The organism is Myroides gitamensis, from assembly GCF_029894455.1.
Lineage (GTDB): Bacteria > Bacteroidota > Bacteroidia > Flavobacteriales > Flavobacteriaceae > Flavobacterium > Flavobacterium odoratum.
Genome location: NZ_JARYHN010000001.1, coordinates 943,741 through 966,716 on the forward strand (window position 1 = coordinate 943,741; position 22,976 = coordinate 966,716).

The window sequence follows — 22,976 nt, forward strand, 5'->3', positions numbered from 1 at the left end:
AAGAATATAAAGGAATTCAAAGGGTTGAATCCAAAGTTGTATCAATAGTGCTAAGTAGCACACATAATTATAATTATTTTAAACACACACACTATGAGTTTTAAAAAAGCAGGATTATTGAATGTCCTAATGTTACTATTTATTATGGTAACTAGTTGTAGTAAAGGAGATGATAATACAGTAGATCCAGATACTACACCCACAACCAAATTGCCTACTTTGAGGTTAACGGCTAGCCCGAAGGACGCTTTTGTAAATGAAGATATCTCGTTTAAAGTTGTCGATGAAAAGGGAAATGTCGTGACAGATGCGAAGCTTTTTGTCAATGAACAAGCCTTAAATGCTACTACTTTTTCTTCAAAAACAGCAGCCAGTTTTAAAGTTTATGCCCAAAAGGCAGGGTTTAAAACCAGTAATACGGTTGAGATCCGCTTCATGGACAAAGAGGATGTTGATGCAGTAGTAACCGGAAAATGGAAGTTTATTCCGTCTACAGTAGAAACTATTTTCGAATTTAAAAAAGACATGAACTTTACTTATACACAAGGAGGAGAAGAGAAAAAAGGAACCTATACCGTAAAGGGAAATAGAGTACAGTTAACTTTAGTCGAAGGGAGTTCTCAAGACGGTGACTATGGAGTAATTAATATTTCGAACTATACGGCCAATTTACTAGATGTTGATATGATTATCAAAGATGGTTTTAAAAATGGTAAAACAGGACAATTGGAACGCGTAGTAGATGTGGATCCAGGAACTGGTGGAGGAGACGATGATGACGACAATCACGTGAATATCAATTTACAAATGTTCTATGGTGAATGGAGAGGATATGAAGATAATAACACTGAGTATGTGATCAAAATGAAGTTCAAATCAGAAAAGATGGAAGCGGAAGCTAAGAATATGGGCAAATACAATCCGGTATTGTACCTTGTTGATGAAATGCGTTATTACAGTTTGTATAATTCAAGTACCTTGCTTCTTGAGGATAAGCACTCAACAATCAAGTATTACTTTAAAGTATCGAGCTATACCAATAGAGAAATTGTTGGAACCTTATACTTAGATAGCATGATTCCAAGTAACGGTATCAAATTGACGTTGCAAAAGAAATAAACAGCTTTGTAAGTGGATACAAAAAAGGGTAACTCATTTGAGCTACCCTTTTTTATTTTATATCAAGGCTATGAATTACTAGTCATCAAACCATCGGTCATGATGAGTTTGCGGTCAGCCATATCAGCTAGTTCTTCATTATGTGTTACTATAACAAAAGTTTGACCAAATTCTTCTCTCAATTGGAAGAAGAGATTATGTAAGTTCTCTGCCGTTTTTGTATCTAAATTACCCGATGGTTCATCAGCGAAGATTACTTTGGGTTTATTAATTAAGGCTCTAGCAACGGCAACACGCTGTTGTTCTCCTCCAGATAGTTCGGAAGGAAAATGGTGTGATCGATGTGAAACACCTAAATAGTCCAATAGTCTTTTAGCTTCTTGTTCCGTTTCTTTTTTCTCTCTTCCTGCAATAAAGGCTGGAATACATACATTTTCTAAGGCATTAAACTCCGGAAGTAGTTGATGAAATTGAAAAATAAATCCCAAGTTGAGATTTCGGAAGGTAGAAATTTCTTTGTCTTTCAACTGTAAAACATCCGTATTATTGATGACAAGAGAGCTATTTGGTTGAATAGTAGGTTTGTCCAATGTCCCTAAAATTTGAAGTAAGGTTGTTTTCCCAGCACCAGATGCACCCACAATAGAGATGATTTCTCGCTCTTTGATGTGGATATCAACTCCTTTTAAAACTTCTAACTGGTCATAGGATTTTCTAATATTCGTCGCTCGTATCATAATACTGTCTTTGATCGATTACAAAATAACAATGTTTTACTTCAATTAAAAATTAAAAAAGGAAAAATATTTCAAATGATTGTTGACTTCCAATGATAATTAATAACTTAGACCTAGTAAAAAGAAGTAGTAAAGTATAGAATAAATGAAAAAAGCAATAGTAGCAGGGGGATGTTTCTGGTGTACAGAAGCGGTATTTAAAAGTTTAAAAGGTGTAATCGACGCAGTTCCAGGGTATATTGGAGGAGCGAAGGCGAATCCTACTTATGAAGAAGTTTGTACTGGAGAAACAGGGCACGCAGAAGCCATTGAGATCACCTATAATGAACATGAGATTAGTTATACTGAATTATTGGAAATCTTTTTTGCGACACACAATCCAACGACGTTAAATCGACAAGGAGAGGATGTGGGGACACAATATAGAAGTGAAATTTTCTATGTAGATGAAGGACAAAAACAAGCTGCTTTAGAATATATCGGAATTTTAAATGACGAAAAGGTTTTTGATCAACCTATAGTTACACAAGTAAGTCCCGCTTCAACCTTTTATGTAGCAGAAGAGTATCACAAAAACTACTTTGAACGCAAAGGAACAGAAAACCCGTATTGTCAGATGGTGGTAAAACCAAAAGTCGAAAAATTTAAAAAGAATTACACTTCTAAATTAAAATAAACCGACCCATGCAAGAGCAACAAACACAAACAAATTCACTCAAAACAAGACAGTTGATTATTGGTCTATTCCTTGATTTATTAGGGATGGCAAGCTATTTGATTCCTGGCTTAGGAGAATTTAGCGACGTGATTTGGGCCCCGATATCGGCTTTTATCTTAGCCAAAATGTACCCTGGGAAAGTAGGGAAAGTAGGAGCATTAGTCAATTTTGTGGAAGAGCTATCTCCAGGATTGGATATCATTCCAACCCTTTACCTTAACCTGGGTGTATACCTATTATTTTCAGAAGAAAAGTTTCTAATAAATATTGTTTTTTATTTTGTTAAAATCATAAATTTTTCTTAACTTTAAAGTGCTTCCAACAATAAGCTTGGAGGTGGGAAAGCATTGATTAACTATAAACCATAATTTTTATGAGAAACTTATTTGTGATTATTTGTAGCGTTTTTCTATTCGTTAGTTGTAAAGAAACAAAAAACAGTAGAGCGTTGGGGGATGAGAATGCAGGAAAAACTTTAATAGGTTGGTATTACTATAATTTAGGAGAAGAAAAGTATGACGATTTGAAACAATATCTCGACCAAGATTTTTTTAAAACAACGACAGAAGCGGAGTTTTATGCTAAATTAAAGGAGAGACAAGCAGAACTCGGACATATCGTTAAAGCTGTTTTTAGAGAAGGCGATATGACAGAGGAAAACAAAAAAGAAAAAATTAAAGAATTCGAATTTGAATACGATGTTCAATACGATAAAACGGCAGCAGTTGAGAAATTTCATTTAATCAAAAGAGGAGATGAATTCAAGATTGCTAAGATCGATTTCTAGAATTAGCACAACATATTATAACTCATGTTTGGGTGTAAAAAGAGAAGTTTAAAATGAACTTCTCTTTTTTTGTTTTGTACAAGGAATATTAAATATTCCAATCGAAGGAAAGAGTATATACAGAGAAAACTGTACATTTGTTAGCAATACTAGAGCGTAAACCGCTGAAATATTCAACTGATTCGACTAAACCGTATTGCCATAATCCTCATAAGGAAGAGCCACACGGTAGAAATTCGCAGTTGAAAAATAGTAGCTAAAAGAGCAGAGCATGAAGTATTTATATCTTTTTATCATCTTGTTGTTATTGATTATCGTTGGGATCTTGTTGTACTTTTTATTACAATACAACAAGCAGCGCGTTGCTTTTGAAAAAGAAAAGGATTTATTTGATACTAAAATCAAATATCTGCAATTAGAGAACTTAGAATCGAGGTTGGACCCTCATTTGTTCAAAAATATTTTAAATTCCATTCAATCTCATGCTTACCAGACGTATTATGCCTTGGATAAGATGGCAGGTGTACTGGATTATATCTTATATGATAGTCAACGTAAACTAGTAACGTTAAAAGAAGAACACGAATTTGCCTTGCGTTTGATTGATATTAATAAGATTAAGTTGAATCCTCTTTTTCGCTTGGATGTTCGCTCGAATATTGGAGAAGTAGAGGCACTGTACGGAGAAGATTTAGTTGCGCCTTTAATTTGTGTCGAGTTGATTGAAAATGCCTTTAAGCACGCAGATTTAACAGGAAATGATGCCTTTATTACCATTCTGTTTAAATTAAAAAATGGACAGTTTGATTTAGTTGTTTCTAATAAGAAATCTTCCAAAGGTTCGCTTAGAAAAGAAAAAGGAGGATATGGTTTATCCGCATTGCGTGAGCGTTTGCATTTGATTTACGGTCCTTACTATAAATTAGAAAAATCAGAAGACGAGCAAGTACACTCGATGCATTTAAAAATTAATTTGTATGATTTCAAAGCTAAAATGTATACTCTTAGATGATGAGTTGTTGGGGTTAAAATACTTGAAGATGTTATGTGAACAAATTCCCGAAATTGAAGTCGTGAAAGTATTTGATGATCCCACACAATTTTTAGAAGAAGCCCCTTCTTTGGATTTTGAATTGGCGATTCTCGATATCAATATGCCTGGTATGGATGGATTGAGTGTTGCTCAATTGCTGACCAACAAAGGAATTGTATTTGTTACTGCTTATAAAGAATATGCCCTAGAAGCCTTTGAAGTAGATGCAATCGATTACATCGCTAAACCCATAAAAAAAGAGCGATTGCAACGCGCGATTCAAAAGGCAATGCGCCAGTTGAAACCCATCGAACAAAATACATCGTTGACCATCAATTCCAACAAAGGGAAAGCCATTTTGCAGTTTGATGATATTCTCTATATCAAAACGTGTGAAAATGACGGCCGCGATAAAGAAATTATTCTAGAAGGTGAACAGCATTTAATTGCTAAGAATATTGCATTAGATAAATTAGTAGAGGTATTACCTGCTCATAAGTTTTGTCGCATCAATAAACGCGAAATTATAGCGTTGAAGATTGTGCGCTTTTTTGGGCATGATTTGATCACTACCCAGCTATTTACAGAGCAAGGAAAGCCCCTCGAATTGACCTTAGGGGTTACTTTTAAAACAGATTTCCTAGATAAGATATAATTTCATTACAAGAATTTCGCGTTTCATTACAAGAAAGCTTGGTTTGAACTCAAGGCATGGTTTTTGAACCTATAAATTTCAGAGTTTTGCCTCTGAAATCGAAAACCTTAATCATGATGTCAAAATATAGGAATACCCTACTTTACGTTTCAATTATTGGTGGATGTACGGCTCTTATTTATTGGGTAGTTACACAAGGATCAAAATTGGAAGTAAATACAAAAGCCATTGTTTCCGACAATACGGCTTGGGAAAATTTTCTTCAAACCTTAGTACACAATTTAGAAAGTCCCTTAGCTTTACTTTTAGCTCAAATTGTAACCATCGTTTTAGTTGCAAGGGTGTTTGGATGGATTTGTAAAAAAATTGGACAACCTTCCGTTATTGGTGAGATTATCGCCGGTATTGCTTTAGGACCCTCCTTGGTCGGAACTTATTTTCCGGAGTTCTCAGCTGTTATGTTCCCTACGCAATCTTTGGGGAATTTAAGTTTTTTGAGTCAAATTGGATTAATTCTCTTCATGTTTGTGATTGGAATGGAACTAGATCTCAAGATATTAAAGAATAAAGCACATGATGCTGTTTTAATTAGCCACGCGAGTATTGTGATCCCATTTGCTTTGGGAATGGCGTTGGCCTACTATATATTCGAATCGTTTGCACCTGATGGTGTTGATTTCCTTTCCTTTGGGCTCTTTTTGGGGATTTCCATGAGTATTACGGCCTTTCCCGTATTGGCGCGGATTGTGCAAGAAAGGGGATTACAGAAAACGCGAATAGGAACCATTGTAATTACCTGTGCAGCAGCGGATGATATCACCGCTTGGTGTTTGTTAGCAGCAGTAATTGCTATTGTACAAGCAGGAAGTTTCGTGAGCTCTCTTTATATCATTGCATTGGCTATTGTCTATGTAATCGTCATGTTAAAGCTGGTTCGTCCTTTCTTGGCGCGAATTGCAAAATATCAAGGGAATAGTAAGTTGCTATCGAAAGGAACTGTTGCTATCTTTTTATTGACGTTAATTATCTCTGCCTATTGTACAGAAGTAATCGGTATTCACGCTTTATTTGGTGCATTTATGACGGGTGCTATCATGCCAGATAATATGAAGTTTAGAACAATATTCATCGAAAAAGTAGAAGATGTAGCTGTTGTTTTATTCTTGCCTTTGTTCTTTGTTTATACGGGATTACGTACAGAAATAGGGTTGCTAAATGAACCTTACCTATGGGAAATAACAGGGTTAATCATTCTTGTGGCTACAGTCGGTAAGTTTGTTGGAAGTGCCATAACAGCCAAGTTCGTCGGGATTAATTGGCGGGATAGCTTGACGATTGGTGCTTTGATGAATACCCGAGGTTTGATGGAACTAATTGTCTTGAATATTGGTTTTGACCTCGGAGTAATGACAGGAGAGGTATTTGCCATGATGGTGATTATGGCGTTAGCAACAACCTTTATGACTGGACCTTTATTGGATTTAATTGCTAAAATATTCGGTCCGCTTGGAGATGAACCACAACACAAAGGGGTGATTATTGGTAAGTATCAAGTGTTCTTGTTCTTTGAAAATAAACTAAGTTTAGCTCCGTTGATGAAGTTGGCCAATGCCTTTACAGGTAAATCAAGTGTAGATACGCGTATTACTGCGATGCACATGATTGATAGCCAGGAATTAAACTCCTTTAATACGCAAGATTATGAAGAGGAGATATTTGAGGCAGTACAAGAACAAGCGACAGAAATGGACCAAGAAGTTCAAACGTATTATAAGGTATCCAATGACATTGAAAGTGATGTCGTAGGTATGGTTCACCAAGAAACTTGTGATTTACTCCTGATTGAAATGGGATATTCGATTTATCGCGGATCTGTATTGGGAAATATCCTTGGTTTTACAACGCGTATCATCAATCCAGATGTATTGCTAAACAAAGTAACAGGTAGAGAAAAATTGTTTGAAAATTCGTGGTTTAATGCACGTACGCAGCAAATAATGAATCGAACAAAAGTGCCACTAGGAATCTTGATTAACAAGGATTTTCAAAAATTAGAGCATGTATTCTTGCCTATTTTTAGCAAAGGAGATTTAAAACTATTGTCGTATGCGCAGAAGATGATTCGTAATAATGACGTACAAGTTTCGATTTTAGATGCTACAGGAGAGCTAGAAAATCATACTGAGTTTAAAGAAAATATCAGGCTTATTGAACAGTATAAGCCAAATCACATACGCATCGTAAGTAACAAGGTAGTGTCGAAGGAATTCATTGAGGAATTTGACTTGATGCTCATTACGTTAGATAGTTGGAAAAAATTGATTGAAACGAGAAGTATCTGGTTGAATCACGCTCCATCTATGCTTTTGATGCAATCGCTATAACTATTTAGTTATGTTGTTTTATATTAATTTGCAGAACCTCAAGCTGAAAAGCTTGAGGTTTATTTTTTGGTAGTATTATAATCCTGTGTACCAGATAAACTAGCCCCATCATTTTTATTGAGTTTCATAAAAACAGCGCTCGATAAAATGGTCAAAATACCCATGACTAAAAAGGTATAATTAAATACCGCTGTAGGGTGATTGGGTGTATCAATCGTACTCCCTTGAAAGAGTTGTAAAAACATAGCCGAAATGGAAATTCCCAAACTAATAGCCAATTGTTGTGTAACTGATAGTAAACTATTTCCATCACTTGATGTTGAATTGTCTAAATCTGCGAGGGAAATGGTATTCATAGAGGTGAATTGTACCGCGTTAAAAGCACCGTTAAATACCATCAATAAAATAATGACAAAGAACGGAGTATCTTGCTTGACAAAGAAAAACATACTGATGAGCACACCCGTTGCAATCGTATTAAATACCAAGGTTTTTTTGTAGCCATAGCGCTTCACAATGGGAATGACAAAGTTTCGAGATATTAAATTGGACAACGCTTGTGGAATCATCATCAAACCAGCATAAAAAGCAGAGTATCCAAAACCTAATTGCAGAAGTAATGGAATCATTAATGGCATTCCACCAATACCGAATCGCGTCACTAAGTTACCAATCAACCCAATATTTAAGGTTTTGATTTTAAATAAATCTAACTTTATGAGTGGGTGACTACTGCGTTTGGCATAGAAAATATACGCTACGATAAGCAATAAGGCTAAGACCAATAAACCGACCAATTGGAAAACAGATATAGTAGGCGAGTTCCAGCGTTCAATAGCCAAGGTTAATAAGGTCAATCCACCGCTGAAAAAGATCCATCCAATCACATCGAATCGCTCAACCTTGTTGGTGAAGTTGGGAATAATAGAGCGAGCGAGAATGATGGCAATAATTCCTACGGGTAAGTTGATCAAGAAAATCCAGTGCCAGGATAATTTTTCTACTAGAAATCCCCCCGCAGTAGGGCCTAACATCGGACCAATTAAGGCGGGAATCGTAATGAAATTAATGATCTTTAAAAGCTGATCTTTGGGATAGGCATAGAGGAGGGTTAATCGGGCTACAGGAACCATCATAGAACCCCCAATAGCCTGAAATATACGGGCAAAGATTAATTCATTTAACGTATTAGATAAAGCACAAAACAGGGAACCCAACGTGAATAAAGCAACGGCTAATATAAAAATACGCTTGGTTCCAAATCGATCGGCAAGCCAACCACTTAGAGGAATCAACAACGCTACCGTTAGGGTATAGGAAACAATAATACTTTGCATCTCAAGAGGTGATTCTCCTAAACTTTTAGCGATAGAAGGAAGACCTGTATTTAGAATTGTACCATCTAATGCTTGCATAAAAATAGCTAAAGCGCCTAAATAGGGAAGATATTTCTGAACCTTAGGATCTTGTATTATTCCAGCTTTCATCTAAAAAATTTGTTTAACCTATAAAACCTTGAATTTACCATTTTCAATTTAGCCTGACAATATTTTTTAGAAGTTTTATGATTTAAGCACAATTCATCCACGCCGAAAATCTAGTAAAGAAGGTGTCAACTCTTAGGTAAAATAAGCTAAAAAAATAACCAATAGGATGTTGTTATTGTTCAATCCAATTGGCAAGCATTTGCCTACCCGCTGGAGTCATATAGGATTCAGGGTGGAATTGAATCCCTCTGACGTTTTTTGTTTTATGCGCAAAAGCCATGATAATCTGATCATTGCTCATTGCTGTGATCTCCAGCGTTTCTGGGAAGTTTTGTGGAGACAATGCCCAAGAATGATATAATCCAATGGGAGTTTGGTCAGGGATATTATTAAAAAGCAAATCAGGGGTAAGGAGCTGTAAAAAACGCGTTTGCCCATGAAATACTTGTGCGATATTATACAGTTCTGCTCCATAGTATTCTCCAATAGCCTGATGACCTAAACAAACACCAAGGATGGGTTTTGAATGCTCATAACGCGCAATAATATCGAAGAGAATAGGATAGGCGCGAGGTACATCTGGACCTGGCGATAAAACCAACTGATCATAGGCCGCTAAATCGTCAAGTTGTACTTGATCACTCTGTACAATATGGATATTGCAAAGGGGATGCTCATCAAAAATTTGATACAAATTGTAAGTAAACGAATCTCGATTATCGATAATTATAATTTCCTTCTTTTGGCTCATAAACAATTTGTACTTTTGACCTTCAATTTAGATTAGACTATGGGCATCAAAGATACAATTATCTCAAGTATGAATGCATTGGGAAAGGAGAGAAAACCTTTTTTATTTTTTGTGGATTACAAAGGAGAAAAAGGGCAAGTCATTCCTTTAGATGAGGTTGATGCTGAGGAAATTTTATTTGCTTTTAATGGAGTAACCAATCAAGAGGCTCAACCAGCGTATAAAGCAGTTGAACTTCGCGCTTATCCTCTTTCTTTTGAAACCTATCAAGGTCGATTTAATCAAGTAATTGAACAAATTCAGAAGGGAAATACCTATCTGATGAATTTAACGGTTTCTACCCCTATTGAAATAGATGGAAGCTTACAAGATGTTTTTTATGCAAGTAAAGCTAAATACAAGCTTTGGGTAAAAGATCAAATGATCTGTTTTTCTCCTGAAATCTTCATTCAAATCAAAGAAAATCGCATCTATTCTTTTCCGATGAAAGGAACCATTGACGCTACAATTCCACAAGCAGAAACCTTAATTCTCCAAGATGAAAAGGAAACGGCGGAACATTATACGATTGTCGATTTAATTCGCAATGATTTAAATATTGTAGCCAAACATGTGGGAGTTGATCGCTTTCGCTATTTGGATAAGCTCCAAACCACCAAGGGGGAGTTATTGCAAATGAGTTCGCAAATCAGCGGTGATTTAGAAGCAGGATGGCAAGATAAAATAGGCGATATTTTAAATCAGCTGTTACCTGCAGGGTCTATTACAGGATCTCCTAAAGAAAAAACGGTAGCTATTATTGAAGCAGTAGAGGAATATGACCGGGAGTATTATACCGGTGTTTGTGGACTTTTTACTGGGGATTCACTAGATACGGCTGTGATGATTCGCTTTATTGAACAACAAGGGCAACAGCTGTATTATAAAAGTGGAGGAGGGATTACCTTTAGTAGTGAGGCTCAGAAAGAATACCAAGAGATTTTGCAAAAAATATACATTCCTACTTAGGAGAGTCCAAAGAAGAAAAACCTGCACCGTAACGAAGTATTGTACAGGTTTGTGTTATAGGGAATTAATTGTTGAATATAGCTTGTTTAAATTACTCAATGTCCAATGTGGAAAAAAATTGCTGTAAGTGTTTAACAACGGATGCATCTAGTACCAAATTGTATTTTTTTTCTTGTTTATTTTGAACGGTATAAGCAAATACATGCGGATGCAAGACATCATATAAAGACTTTAATTTAGGGGCTTGTTTGTCTTTAGCATACAAGGCTAAATGAACCAAAGTATGAATGCTATTGGTTTGGGGCAAATAGCGTAAGCGATGCAGAATGTAAATTTGTAATTTAACGATTAAACAAGTATGCAGATGATGTGTTGTAATAAACGTATCGCCTTGCGGATTTTTAAAATTGTGTTGAATCGTTTGATTGATTTGCGCTAAATGCCCTTGATAACGTTGCATGAAATCACTGTAATCTTTCATCTGGCTCTTATACCAATGAATAGTAGGATAATAGTCACTAGCATAAACCCTATTTTTGGATTGGACCACTGTGTTGAAAAAATCAAAAAATTCATATACATACTCTTGAATATAAAAGCGAGAATGAGCCAGTAGAGTAAAGCGAATCTCCTCTTTTTTTGCTTCAATTTCTTGTAGGATTTTTTTTATTTCTTTGGATGGATCTTCTTTGGTAATCACCAGTAAATAAATGTGTTTTTGCTGTTTTGTTTGCTGTAAATAAAGAATTTTATGAAATTGATAAATCTCCTCAACTTGATTGGTCCTTAGTAGGGGAGCTAGTTTTTCTTGGTACGTAAAAGGTTTCTTTTTTTGCTTTCCTCCTTTGCGTTTGCGTGGTATTCGTGTTGGTGATGCATTCATTTGTTCTAACACAAAAAGAACAATACGGTGGAGTTTCTTTTGAATTTTTTGAAGGGCTATATTCCACATCGTATATGGAACATCTTCTAGCTCTTGTGCCAAATCGTCTAAAATATAGTACGCTTCCGCTTCACGTTTGACAAATAGTGTTTTCATTTTAGGTATAAGTTGTTCCAAAAGCAAGAGTCGTTGGGTTAAAGTTGCTGCTGTTTGCGGTACACCTAGTAAAACAGTTTCCAAGACATCAATATCATAAGTCAATGACTTGAGCAATGCGTGGCTACTTCCGCGATAATTTTGTGCAACAAAATCACTACAATAGGAAGATAATAAAGCGTGTTTGTCTTGATAGAGCGCAATAAAGTTTTCAAGGGATTTAGGGACTTGTTGAGGGGGAGGAATTGCCGTTGTTTGATACATGATACGACTGGGAAGTAAGCTAGTTTTGAATAGGGTATTACCTATCGTCTGGTGATAGTTTAAATCCGCAGCGTCAAGTATAACAACAAGGAGCTGTTCTTCCTCTAGTAGTGTTTGTCTGTATGCAGCAGAAAATCGAAGATTTGTTTGAGTTTTATCTTGTACATACATCCATAATCCACGAAGGCTTGAAGATTCCCAAATGGGGCCAAACCAAAGGGTGAATAATTGTTTTTCTTGAATAGAAACGCTTAACTGCTGAAGGAGTTCTTGCGAAAAATCTTGTTGGGATATGTTTTGCCAATTGGTTCTCATAATAGTTTATTTTTTGGATGGATTTATATTTGAATTTTGTAATAAAAATGATTTATATTTGAATTATTGTAAATATAATTGATTATTTGTTGTTGATTTTTCTGTATTTTTGCTATTTAAGTGTAAAATCAAATGTACGAACAAAGTTTTTTTCTACCATGAAAAATTACGTATAACGTTCGTGTATTTTTAGTAAATTATTTAGATATGGATAAAATTGAACGCCTCAATGAGGCAGTTAAGTGGATTATTTTTGAAGGGTTGGCTAAAAATCATACCGACCTTGCTCAAAAATTGGGGTATAAGAAATCTTCTTTTTCCCAAATTGTCAATGGGAAAGTGAATATCAGTACAAGCTTTATTAATCGATTGGTCACATTTGCTCCTATATTAAATCGCAAGTGGCTAGCAAATGGGGAAGGGAGTTTATTTATTTCACAACCCAAAACGATGCACGATGAAGCGTTGAAAGGCCAGAAAAGGGGGATACATGTGTTATTTGAAAGTGAAGCGACGTATTTGACCAAAAGCCAGGTGCCTGAAATTTTTTATAACAAGCGAGGAAATATTTTTACTTTTTACTCGGGGCGGAAAATAGATATGGAGGTTCTTAAAATTCCATTTACAGCACATACGGCCTATATTGAAAAGTATCAAGATGTTCATTTGCTTCAAGATCACTTTGTGCGAGCAGAGTTTAGTGTGGATTATTTTGAACTTGGTTATTATCAAGCATTTGAAGTAGTAGGGGACACGATGAACGGAGGTAATATTGAAGATACACCAAATGGAGCAGAAATTCTAGCGAAAGAAATTCCTAAGAATCTATGGGAGGGAGGTTTTAAAGCTACAAAGTACGGTTTTGTATTAGTGACCAAAGACCATATTCTTCATAAGGATATTACAGATTACAATCCGCAAAGTCGAAAATTGATCTTGTCTAGCCGCAATACCAGTTATGCAATTATGGAATGTGCTATGGATGATGTTGTTCAAATTTTTCACGTGATTAAACGTTTTTTTTAAAGGGTAAACTTATGATACAAAACATGAACGCAGTTCGTGTTTTGTAGTTATAGGGAGACAGGGAAAGGTCTACAAGTGTAGGTAATATTATAGTAATTTGTTGACAATTGAATAGCGAATGGCCTCAGCTATGGTATGCACCCGTAATTTATCTAAAATCTTTTTGCGGTGAAATTTAATTGTATCGGAGGTTAGATAAAGGCAAGAAGCTATTTCGTGTATCTTATAGCCCCTGATAGCATACTGTAAAATTTCCAACTCTCTAGGAGAAAGTTTAGGCTTGATCTCGGTTTCCCAAGTGTTGTGGCTTAAATCATACCTCCAAGTAGATGTGCTGTTTAACTTAAATATCTTACTATTTCCCATTTGATATGCAGTCGATAGCGAGACAATACAAATAGATTTCCACAATTTTCCTGTTGTTGTTAAACAAAGTGGGGTTATCTCATGGTGAATCAAAAGGAGGGGAATTTGCTTGTGTTTCAGATGAAAATCACACGCTAAGGTATATTGTGTTCGTTCTTCCATGGGAATAGCATACAAAAAATGAAATCCCGCTTCCGCTATTTTAATTAACATATTTCGATCCTGATCAGGAATGCATTGGGTATAAAAGTCAAATCCCATTTTTTGTACTTCATAAACGGAATATCCACAGAGAAAAAGAGGGTTATCCGAAACATAATCAAATACTTTCTTTTGATGATCAATGATGTAAATGCTTTTATACGTCATTCTAGCTAACGCTTGTACAGCTTCTAGGTAGTTGGGAGCGCTTGCTTCCATTTCTTTCTGTTTTACTTCCATTTTTTTGTTTTTCTATAATTGATTAAAGGGGCTTTACTTTAAAAATAATAGAAAAGAATAGATGTAGAGCAATGATGTTTCTTAGTTGTACGTAATAGGAATGAAATATTTGAATCGTGATAGGAATAAAGACATGTAGGTATCTATACCGACGCTTATTGCAGGAAAGATACCTAATCTTTTGGCTACTCCTAGGGGTAGTTTTTTGGTGCTGAGCTAAAAACTACCCTTAGGAGTAGTTACTATTTAGACTCCCTTCTTTAATTTAGATTTTATTAATTAATGCACTGATTAATAGTGTTTTGTTTTTTAAAATTTAAATTAAAAATAGTTGGATTATGTATAATTTATCGCCTTGTTATTTTGTTTTTTTACTAATTCCTTGTTTGAGCTATGGTCAATCTTTTCAGCTACAAGGGCAAGTGGTGAATTCAAAACAACAACCTGTTGAATTCATGGATGTTTATCTTACCAGTAGTACAAATTCAAATACGCCTCATGCGTATACGGATAGTTTAGGGAATTTTACTTTACAGGTGTTACATGGAAACTACACCTTACTGTTAATTGAATTCGGTAAGCAAAAATATAGCCAGGATTTGGTAGTTGAACAAGATATGAATTTAGGAAAGATTCAAGTAGATGAAGGTGTTTTATTGGATAGCATTACCATTACAGCCAAGAAAAAATTAATCGAGCGCAAGGTGGATCGCTTGGTCTTTAACGTAGAAAATTCGGTTTCTGCGAGCGGTGGTGATGCATTGGATGCACTGAAAGTAACGCCTAGTGTTCAAGTGAAGAATGATAAAATTGCTGTAGCTGGGAAATCTAATGTTTCAATTTTGGTTGATGATAAATATATTATACTAGCTGGAGATGAATTAATTCAATTTTTAAAAGGAATTACTAGTGATAATATTAAAAGTATTGAAGTAATAACAGTCCCTCCTGCTAAATACAGTGCTGAAGGAGAAGGCGGATTGATTAATATAAAATTAAAAAAATCAGCACCACATAGTTGGAGTAACACAAGCAGAACATCTTATACCCAAGGAACTTATCCTTTGTTTTCTTTGGGAAATAATTTCAACTATCAACAAGGAAAATGGAGCTTTTTAGTTGATGTTTCCAAGCTGCAAAATAAGACAATTTACACCAATGATATGCAGTATTATTATCCAAGGGCCTATTGGAAGAATATGGTTTATAACCGAGTACACTACAATGGCTTTTCAAGTATAGTTAATATGGGATATGCCATCAGTGATAAGCGAAAAATCAATGTGCAATATATGGGTAATAGTGCAACACCGAAGATTGATGGAGAGGGAAATACACTGATTTACCAGCAAGAAAATGGGAGGTTAATAAACAGATTGCCTTCCGTTAGTCAAACAAAGAATAAGAATTACAACCATGCTTTTTCGGCATCCTTGGTTACCCAATTAGATACGTTGGGCAAAAAGTATACCCTAGACGCAGCTTATTTTGTGTACTTTACTGATAAAAAAAGTAAACAAACTAATCAAACACGGACAGGAGATAATGCGCTTATTAACACCACTTGGTTGAATAATAATAGTACACAACGGATTGAAAATTGGGCAACGCAATTGGATTTTGAGCTTCCCTATACTTGGGCAACTTTAGAATTTGGTGCAAAACTGAGTTTGACTAAAACGAATAGCGCTCTTGCTATTACTATGGTTGAGGATCTACAACCTCTCAATCAACAAGTAGACCAATTTACTTATTGGGAAAATACACAAGCCTTATATTTCTCAGGTACTAAGTCCTTTGGAGAAAAATGGCAAGTCAAGGCAGGGTTACGCGCTGAGGCGACCCAAAATAAAGGCGATTCGTTTAGTATGGATCAAGTCCATAGAAATAAGTATAGTAAATTATTCCCAACCGTGTATGTTTCCTATCAACTAATTAGTAATCATGATCTTACGCTGAAATATAGCAAGCGAATAGCACGTCCACCTTATGGAAATTTGAATCCAGCTCGATGGTATCTCAATACGACGTCTTATGAAGAGGGAAATCCTTTTTTACAGCCCGCTTTCAATACAAATGTCGAATTGTCTCATTCTTATAAAAAACAATTTACTACAACCTTGTCTTATACCCATACAACCAATGGATTCGGTCAATTAACCATTCACAATGAGGAACAGAATTTTCAGAAATTCGTTCGGCTAAACTATTATTCTGCTGCTATTGCCAACCTAAACTTCTACACCAGTATAGATGTAGTTCCGTGGTGGACCAATACATTGGAATTCAACACTTTTTATACGGAAACAAATATGCATACAATATACTTAAAACCGAAGTATAGCGGCTGGGGTGCTTATTTTATGAGTACAAGTAGTTTTACCCTCAATGCTGCCAAAACACTAACCGCTGAAATTAGTTATGAACAAGATTTTGCCTCCGAATATGCAGGAAATAAGGCAGGTGCAAATGCTAATGTAACCGCAGGAATCAAGTTGTCTCTATTAGACAAGAAGTTACAATGTGTATTAAATGCCAATAATATCTTGGGGACGGATCGAATGTTACTTTCAAATACCACTCAAAATGTATTTCAAACTTTCAAACAATATTATGACACACAATATGTCCGATTCTCTATGTCTTATTCTTTTGGGAACAAAAATATTGCAGTAAAAAAACAAAATAGTAGTAATGAAGAGGAAAAAGGGAGAGCGAATTAAGGGAATAAGTGGTTGTGATGAAATGAAGGGATATGAATACCTGCTACCTTCTGCTAAACGCATTGATTATTACTATTATAAAAGCTTTTTTTGCTATACATGAACGAATATGAATTATAAAATTATACAATATGATTAAATCACTCAGCTACTTCATTCTTTTTGTACTTTTTTTTAGTTGTAAAAAAGGAGATGATAAAGAAAATTACATCAAGGACAAAATACCTATGCTTTACACAAACTTAAATCATGTAGAACTTGATTCATTTAAAAATAGGATGCTATTAAAAGATGAAAAACTTCTTTCATTTGATATGAACTTATTAAGAAAGGGAACTAAAAATGATTTTGATAGCATCCTGGTTAATATAACAAGGGATTTAGGAGGCAATATAGAAAAGATAATACTGACTGATTCAGTTGGAAAGGAAACAAAAATAAATAGCGAAAAATTTATCCTAACAGCTTTAAAAGGAGAACACTATATTCTAAGTGATTTTAATAATGACAAAACATATATTATAATGATTTCTACATCTTGTGGATTCTGTTTACAATCATTTAAAAAATTAAATGAAATAGTTGAAAATGATACGGAAAAGAAGAAAAAATATGTTGCTATTTTTCAAAATACTTTAGAAGAGGTAGAGAATTATAAAAAGGGATATTCCATTGATAATTTTGGTTTTTTGAATGATCGATGGATCAAATTCACAAAAGAAAATGACTTTTCCAAAAAATTAAATTTTTCATACGATCCATATGAAGATGGATATCCAACATTATTATATAAAAATAAAAATTCCCGAGAGAAGGTACATCAAAGTAAAGAGATATATCGAATATTAACCCTTTAAATAACTAGCTAAATGATTACTTAGCTAGTTTTTATGTATGATAGCTGTTTATTTCTTTCAAGTTTTTGCTATCATTTTGAAAGGTGTAATATTGTTTCGTATAGTAGTTATAGCATGATTAAACGTTCAATTAGGGAGTACATACTATAACCTAGTCAAGAATCAACTAGAATTAGGGAGTTAATAAGCCAAAAAAATGTGGTAGTTTTAACCTTTCAATTACAAGGTTTATTTGTACGATGCATATTGAATTTATACAAAAAGAAACGGTGACTGCAAACCAATGGTCAGGCGGGCAAACGAGAGAATATAGCATTCATCCTAAAACGGCGCTATATGCAGATCGAAAGTTTGCATTTCGCATTAGTAGTGCCACCATTGAAACGATTCCTTCTGAATTTACAAAATTTGAAGGATATCACCGCTATTTAGCGATGTTAGATGGCAAGCTAACCTTAACAATCAATGGCGTAGATCAGAACTATGAAAATCACGAGCTATTTACATTCAAATCAACGGATACTATTACTTCCTATTCAAAAGGAACGGATTTTAATCTGATGCTGCAGGATACGATTGTCGATGAGGTCGTTGCGGTGCGTCAAGAACCCTTTCAAACAAATCAACCGTTTATTATGCTATTTGCATTAGCAGCGGGAGAAGTTGTGATTAATACCCAATCTTTTGAAATGCAATTATGGGATTGTATCCTGATAACCAATGAGGAAGAGCAAACAGTAGAAGTGCAAGTAAATCAACCGACTATTGTAGGATATTGGTCGATGCCAAAAATAAAATAAAGAAGGAAAAGAAAAGTGGAGATACAACTAAATAGAATCAAAGAAAAATTAGCGAATATTGAACAATACGACGAAGATTTTGTTGTATTTGGTGCAGATTCGCATGAATATAAAGTAGGAGCGTGTGTCAATCTTCAGGAAGTAACAACTTTTGAACAAAAGTGTGGAATTAAACTACCCGAAGCTTATGTGGCATTTGTAACCCAAATAGGAAATGGAAATACAACAGAAAACGCCTATATGGGAAGTGCTGCTGGCCCCTATTATGGGATTTATCCTTTAGGGGATGGGCTAGAAGACCTCAATGCAGGGGATGTTAAGCGCTATTTGAGTTATCCTTGTCTATTGCATCCTGATATGACAGATAAGACTTGGACAACGTTAACGCAAGCCATGTATGATGAGGAGTTATCCGATGAAGCTTACGATGCAATTGTAGGACCTTTATTTGGTGGATTATTACCTATTGGCACGCAAGGATGTGCAATTACCACTTGTTTAATTTTAAATGGACCACATAAAGGTAGAATTGTTTACCTCAATGATGATTACAAACCTGCATTTGCTTATGAAGCTGATTTTTTAGCTTGGTATGAGCGTTGGCTAGATGAAATTATTGCTGGGGATTTACTCGCAGAACACGCTGGATGGTTTGGTTACAGAAGGGGAGGAACAAGTATCGACTTATGGGAGGCTTTTCAAATGGCTACCACAGAACAAGAGCAATTGGAATACTTGGATGGGTTAATTAGTAAAAAAGAAATAAGCGAACCTATTCTTCAAGAGATGATACAAACAATTCCTCAAGTAACAGTTACAGTAAGACAACATTTGATTTCGATTTTAGCGAAAACAACCTTTGATCGTGCTATCTCTTTTTTAGAAGAAGAAGTGGAAGCGAACTTGTTGTTTGTCTTGCAGCAAATTCACTGGTATGGAGCAAATGAGGCCTATTGGCTTCCTGTATTAGAAGCGTATAAGGATAAAATAGAAGAGGAAGAAACCTATCGTTTTTACAGCTATATCGTTTTAAAAGCAACAGATAATTATGCGTATTTAATTGTGCCTGGATTAACGTCAAAACAAGCTGAGATTCGCAGTCAAGCTATCTATACGCTGGGTAAATTGGAAAATAAAGAAGCCTATATTGTTTCTTTTAAAGAAGCATTACAAGATGAAAATGAAAATGTGGTGTTGTATAGTTTACAAGCACTAAGAGGCATAATAGATGAAAGTTTACTACCAGTATATCAAGCAGTGTACCACAAGTATAAAGACAGTGCGGAAGAGAATTACATCCTGACTAATCTAACGCATCGTTTAACAGAAATGAAATTAACCGTAGAAGATTTACAAGCCTAAATGGAAGAAGCTAGAAAGAAAAGTATAGGGAAATTTTTGTCTTTGATTTTGCGTCATGAACCTAGTAAAATAGGAATTCAACTGGATGCGAATGGCTGGGCGGATATTGATGAATTAATTCAAAAATGTGGCAAGCACCGCGTGTCCTTTACTCGAAAAGAATTAGATGAAATTGTAGCAACTAATACAAAGAAAAGATATGCCTTGAATGAGGATCAAACGAAAATACGCGCCAATCAAGGGCATTCGATTGTGGTGGATTTAGAATTTACTCCACAAGTGCCTCCAGTATACTTGTATCATGGAACAGCCAATCGTTTTTTGTCCTCCATTTACGAGGAAGGAATCAAAAAAATGAATCGCCAACATGTGCATTTGAGTCAAGATAAAGAAACCGCAATTGCCGTTGGTTCCCGTCATGGGCGAGTTGTTGTATTGACGATTTTAGCAGGGAAAATGCAAGAAGATGGCGTGTTGTTTTTCTGTTCTGTAAATGGTGTTTGGTTGACAGATTATATAGATAGCAAGTATATTTCTAAATAGGGGATGGTTTACGGTGCCCAGTTGTTTTTTTGCTCTTTGTGAGGTTTGTTCTTTGTGAGGTTTGTTCTTTGTGAGGTTTGCTCTTTGTGAGGTTTGCTCTTTGTGAGGTTTGCTCTTTGTGAGGTTTGCTCATCGCCTCATCCTCTCACCGTCTTTTTTTCATAATTTATCTTGTTACTTGGCAAATTGCCATTTGCCACTACGGGATTTTACATCTCACCCTCACACCGCCTCACCCTCTAATCCCCTCTCACTCATCGCAAAATAAAAATCAAAATATACGTAATAACCAATGACTTAAGGGAGAGGAAAGCAAAAGAATCTACCGATAGTTTTCGATTTATCACGCTAAATCCCAGGGCAATAGGAAGTGCGTATAACGCATAGTACATAGGAGTATACAAGTGATTATACACCCAAGTTGCCCATGGTCCCGTATGGGAACCCGTAATATAGGAAGCGCGAATAATCCACAGGATTAAATGAACAAAACAAAGGACGAAAATCGAAATATCAACGATTTTAGCCCATTTTATTCTATTTTTAGTTGAGTTGAGGTCTATTTGCTCCATTAGCTAATTTCCAAGCAGTTTCAAATATAAATTGCGTTCTTTTGGTTAGAATAGGAAAATCTATTTTATCAAAAGTATCAGAGGGTAGGTGATAGTCATCATGCGTACCATTGTAAAAAAAGATCGCCGGAATATTGTTTTTAGCAAAGTTGTAATGATCCGATCGATAGTAAATTCGCTGTGGATCATTATCGTCATTAAAGGTGTAATCCAACATTAATTGTACCGATTCCTCATTGGCTTTTTCTGCCGTATCATGTAAATCCTGACTTAATTTATCTGACCCCACTAAAAAGATATAATCATCTGTTGAAGGATGTTCAGGGCTTCGTCTTCCAATCATGTCAATGTTTAAATTGGCAATGGTGTTAGACAAGGGAATAGGTGGGTTTTCGGTGTAAAATTTAGAACCAAATAAACCAAATTCTTCCCCTGTAAGATGGAGAAATAAGATGGAGCGTTTAGGTCGAATCCCTTCCTTTACTAAAGATTGAAATACACGTGCAATTTCCATTACTGCAGAGGTACCTGAACCATTGTCATCTGCGCCATAGTAAATTTTGTTTAGCAAAATACCCATGTGATCAAAATGAGCAGAAAGCACCAAAACTTCTTCTGGTTTTTCACTTCCTTCAATAAACGCCCAAACATTTTCACTGTCTTTTAATCGCATTTGCCAATTGGTCATAAACGAGGCAGGAATAGGTTGAAAATAACTCGTAGTTTGTGGAGGCATTCCAATCCCTAGTTTTTTATAGTAATTCGCCAAGTATTGAGCGGCTTTCTTTTGACCAGGTTCACCTGTGCGACGTCCTTCTAAACTATCCGCCGTTAAAACCAATAAACTTTGCTGAATCGAATCAGAAGAGATGCGCTTAAAATAAGCTTCTTCCGTCAATGTAGGTGGGTTTTGTACCACGGTTTGTGGGGATTGACATTGAATGAAGGCCAACGACAAGGCACTAAGGGCAATTAGGATACTATATTTTTTCATAGGATATTCGATAGGATATGTATTGAATCACAAGTGATCAAAAATACTAATTATTTTCTGTTGTATAGGCATCTTCTGCGATTCCCTTTGATTTTAAAAGACGACTTCCAATTGTCTTTTTTATTAGTTGTGCTATATTTGTTGAAAACAAAGCAAAAACATGACGAAGGTAGTTTTTATTACAGGAGGATCATCCGGGATTGGTAAATCGATCGGTAACTTTTTACATGAAAAAGGATACAAAGTATATGGAACTAGTAGAAATCCAGAGCGCGTAACGACCTCTGTGTTTCCTTTAGTGCAATTAGATGTTCGCGATGAAGCTAGTATTGCGGAAGCTATTCGAACTGTAGTAGAGCAAGAAGGGCGTTTGGATATTCTAATTAACAATGCAGGTGTTGGAATTACCGGAGCCATTGAAGAAGTACCTACTGCTGAAATTGTCAATAATTTTCAAACCAATGTATTCGGACCTATTGCGGTTATCAAAGCAGCTTTACCAACCATGCGCAAGCAAAAGACCGGATTGATTATCAATGTAACATCTATCGCAGGGTATATGGGGTTGCCTTTCCGTGGCTATTATTCTTCCTCTAAAGGGGCACTAGAATTGATCACAGAATCTTTGCGTATGGAATTGAAACCATTTGGTATTGAGGTAACTAATGTAGCGCCTGGAGATTTTGCTACGAATATTGCAGCAGGACGTTATCATGCACCTGTAATTGAAAAATCACCTTATGAAGATGTGTATAAAATGTCGTTGGAGATGATGAATGAACATGTGGATGATGGGGGAGATCCGATTGAAATGGCGCAAGCGATTTACAAAATTATCCAAACGCCAAAACCGAAGGTGCGTTATGTGATTGGAGCACCGATGCAGAAGTTCTCTTTGTTTTTGAAAAAGATACTCCCTGGTAAAACCTACGAAAAGCTCTTGATGAACCACTATAAAATTAAAGGCTAAAAAAGAAGAGTGAGGATGCCGGAAA

At 35.6% G+C, this 22,976-nt stretch carries 20 protein-coding genes and 1 pseudogene; 15 read left to right on the forward strand and 6 right to left on the reverse strand.

Features of this window, described 5'->3' with window-relative positions; all coding sequences use genetic code 11:
* Positions 1-93: 93 nt before the first annotated feature.
* A complete protein-coding gene (locus M2306_RS04220; RefSeq protein WP_259188144.1) occupies positions 94-1,119 on the forward strand; it encodes a hypothetical protein in 1,026 nt (341 codons plus the stop codon).
* 68 nt (positions 1,120-1,187) lie between these two features.
* Here M2306_RS04220 and M2306_RS04225 read toward each other — a convergent pair whose 3' ends face one another.
* Positions 1,188-1,856, reverse strand: coding sequence for an ABC transporter ATP-binding protein (locus M2306_RS04225; RefSeq protein ID WP_115090531.1), 669 nt, complete (start codon positions 1,854-1,856; stop codon positions 1,188-1,190).
* A gap of 145 nt (positions 1,857-2,001) precedes the next feature.
* On the opposite strand from M2306_RS04225, the gene msrA reads away from it, so the two are divergent.
* The 6 genes and pseudogenes from msrA (at position 2,002) to M2306_RS04255 (ending at position 7,433) form a co-directional block, all read left to right on the forward strand.
* A complete protein-coding gene (msrA, locus tag M2306_RS04230; protein ID WP_259188145.1) occupies positions 2,002-2,532 on the forward strand; it encodes a peptide-methionine (S)-S-oxide reductase MsrA in 531 nt (176 codons plus the stop codon).
* 8 nt (positions 2,533-2,540) lie between these two features.
* Positions 2,541-2,835: pseudogene (locus tag M2306_RS04235) on the forward strand (hypothetical protein).
* A gap of 112 nt (positions 2,836-2,947) precedes the next feature.
* Positions 2,948-3,361, forward strand: a complete 414-nt coding sequence (locus M2306_RS04240) for a hypothetical protein (protein WP_115090528.1) — start codon at positions 2,948-2,950, stop codon at positions 3,359-3,361.
* 271 nt (positions 3,362-3,632) lie between these two features.
* Positions 3,633-4,373 carry a sensor histidine kinase gene (locus tag M2306_RS04245; RefSeq protein WP_002985225.1) on the forward strand — a complete coding sequence of 247 codons (741 nt, stop codon included), beginning with the start codon at positions 3,633-3,635 and terminating at the stop codon, positions 4,371-4,373.
* The gene (locus M2306_RS04250; RefSeq protein ID WP_115090527.1) at positions 4,339-5,049 is read left to right on the forward strand and encodes a LytR/AlgR family response regulator transcription factor; all 711 of its coding nucleotides are present in this window, start codon (positions 4,339-4,341) and stop codon (positions 5,047-5,049) included. Before M2306_RS04245 ends, M2306_RS04250 begins: the two co-directional genes overlap by 35 nt.
* A 116-nt stretch (positions 5,050-5,165) precedes the next feature.
* On the forward strand, positions 5,166-7,433 hold the full coding sequence (locus tag M2306_RS04255) for a cation:proton antiporter (protein WP_259188200.1): 2,268 nt from the start codon (positions 5,166-5,168) through the stop codon (positions 7,431-7,433).
* 59 nt (positions 7,434-7,492) lie between these two features.
* Here the strand turns inward: M2306_RS04255 and mdtD are convergent, their stop codons facing one another.
* Both mdtD and M2306_RS04265 read right to left on the reverse strand, forming a co-directional pair.
* Positions 7,493-8,920 (reverse strand): multidrug transporter subunit MdtD, encoded by a 1,428-nt coding sequence (gene mdtD / locus M2306_RS04260; RefSeq protein ID WP_259188147.1) that lies wholly within the window; start codon positions 8,918-8,920, stop codon positions 7,493-7,495.
* A gap of 172 nt (positions 8,921-9,092) precedes the next feature.
* Positions 9,093-9,671 carry an anthranilate synthase component II gene (locus M2306_RS04265; RefSeq protein ID WP_115090524.1) on the reverse strand — a complete coding sequence of 193 codons (579 nt, stop codon included), beginning with the start codon at positions 9,669-9,671 and terminating at the stop codon, positions 9,093-9,095.
* Between the two features lie 39 nt (positions 9,672-9,710).
* Between M2306_RS04265 and M2306_RS04270 the strand changes: the two genes are divergently transcribed.
* A complete protein-coding gene (locus tag M2306_RS04270) occupies positions 9,711-10,679 on the forward strand; it encodes an aminodeoxychorismate synthase component I (protein WP_259188148.1) in 969 nt (322 codons plus the stop codon).
* Positions 10,680-10,770: 91 nt separating this feature from the next.
* On the opposite strand, the gene M2306_RS04275 is transcribed toward M2306_RS04270, so the two are convergent.
* Complete coding sequence (locus M2306_RS04275; protein WP_259188149.1) at positions 10,771-12,297, reverse strand: hypothetical protein; 1,527 nt, start codon at positions 12,295-12,297, stop codon at positions 10,771-10,773.
* Between the two features lie 207 nt (positions 12,298-12,504).
* On the opposite strand from M2306_RS04275, the gene M2306_RS04280 reads away from it, so the two are divergent.
* Positions 12,505-13,323 (forward strand): helix-turn-helix domain-containing protein, encoded by an 819-nt coding sequence (locus M2306_RS04280; RefSeq protein ID WP_236594140.1) that lies wholly within the window; start codon positions 12,505-12,507, stop codon positions 13,321-13,323.
* 87 nt (positions 13,324-13,410) lie between these two features.
* Here M2306_RS04280 and M2306_RS04285 read toward each other — a convergent pair whose 3' ends face one another.
* On the reverse strand, positions 13,411-14,130 hold the full coding sequence (locus tag M2306_RS04285; protein WP_259188150.1) for a response regulator transcription factor: 720 nt from the start codon (positions 14,128-14,130) through the stop codon (positions 13,411-13,413).
* Positions 14,131-14,468: 338 nt separating this feature from the next.
* Between M2306_RS04285 and M2306_RS04290 the strand changes: the two genes are divergently transcribed.
* The 5 genes from M2306_RS04290 (at position 14,469) to M2306_RS04310 (ending at position 20,415) form a co-directional block, all read left to right on the forward strand.
* Positions 14,469-16,853: a TonB-dependent receptor domain-containing protein gene (locus M2306_RS04290; RefSeq protein WP_259188151.1), complete on the forward strand. Its 2,385-nt coding sequence runs from the start codon at positions 14,469-14,471 to the stop codon at positions 16,851-16,853.
* Positions 16,854-16,984: 131 nt separating this feature from the next.
* Positions 16,985-17,710: a redoxin domain-containing protein gene (locus tag M2306_RS04295; RefSeq protein ID WP_259188152.1), complete on the forward strand. Its 726-nt coding sequence runs from the start codon at positions 16,985-16,987 to the stop codon at positions 17,708-17,710.
* Positions 17,711-17,949: 239 nt separating this feature from the next.
* A complete protein-coding gene (locus tag M2306_RS04300; protein WP_259188153.1) occupies positions 17,950-18,510 on the forward strand; it encodes a HutD family protein in 561 nt (186 codons plus the stop codon).
* A 15-nt stretch (positions 18,511-18,525) separates the two neighbouring features.
* Entirely contained in the window at positions 18,526-19,872 is a 1,347-nt protein-coding gene (locus tag M2306_RS04305; protein ID WP_259188154.1) for a HEAT repeat domain-containing protein, read from the forward strand.
* Positions 19,873-20,415, forward strand: coding sequence for an RNA 2'-phosphotransferase (locus M2306_RS04310; protein ID WP_259188156.1), 543 nt, complete (start codon positions 19,873-19,875; stop codon positions 20,413-20,415).
* 543 nt (positions 20,416-20,958) lie between these two features.
* Here M2306_RS04310 and M2306_RS04315 read toward each other — a convergent pair.
* Positions 20,959-21,981: a M28 family metallopeptidase gene (locus tag M2306_RS04315; RefSeq protein ID WP_259188158.1), complete on the reverse strand. Its 1,023-nt coding sequence runs from the start codon at positions 21,979-21,981 to the stop codon at positions 20,959-20,961.
* A 160-nt stretch (positions 21,982-22,141) separates the two neighbouring features.
* On the opposite strand from M2306_RS04315, the gene M2306_RS04320 reads away from it, so the two are divergent.
* Positions 22,142-22,951, forward strand: a complete 810-nt coding sequence (locus M2306_RS04320; RefSeq protein ID WP_002985184.1) for an SDR family oxidoreductase — start codon at positions 22,142-22,144, stop codon at positions 22,949-22,951.
* Positions 22,952-22,976: the final 25 nt, after the last annotated feature.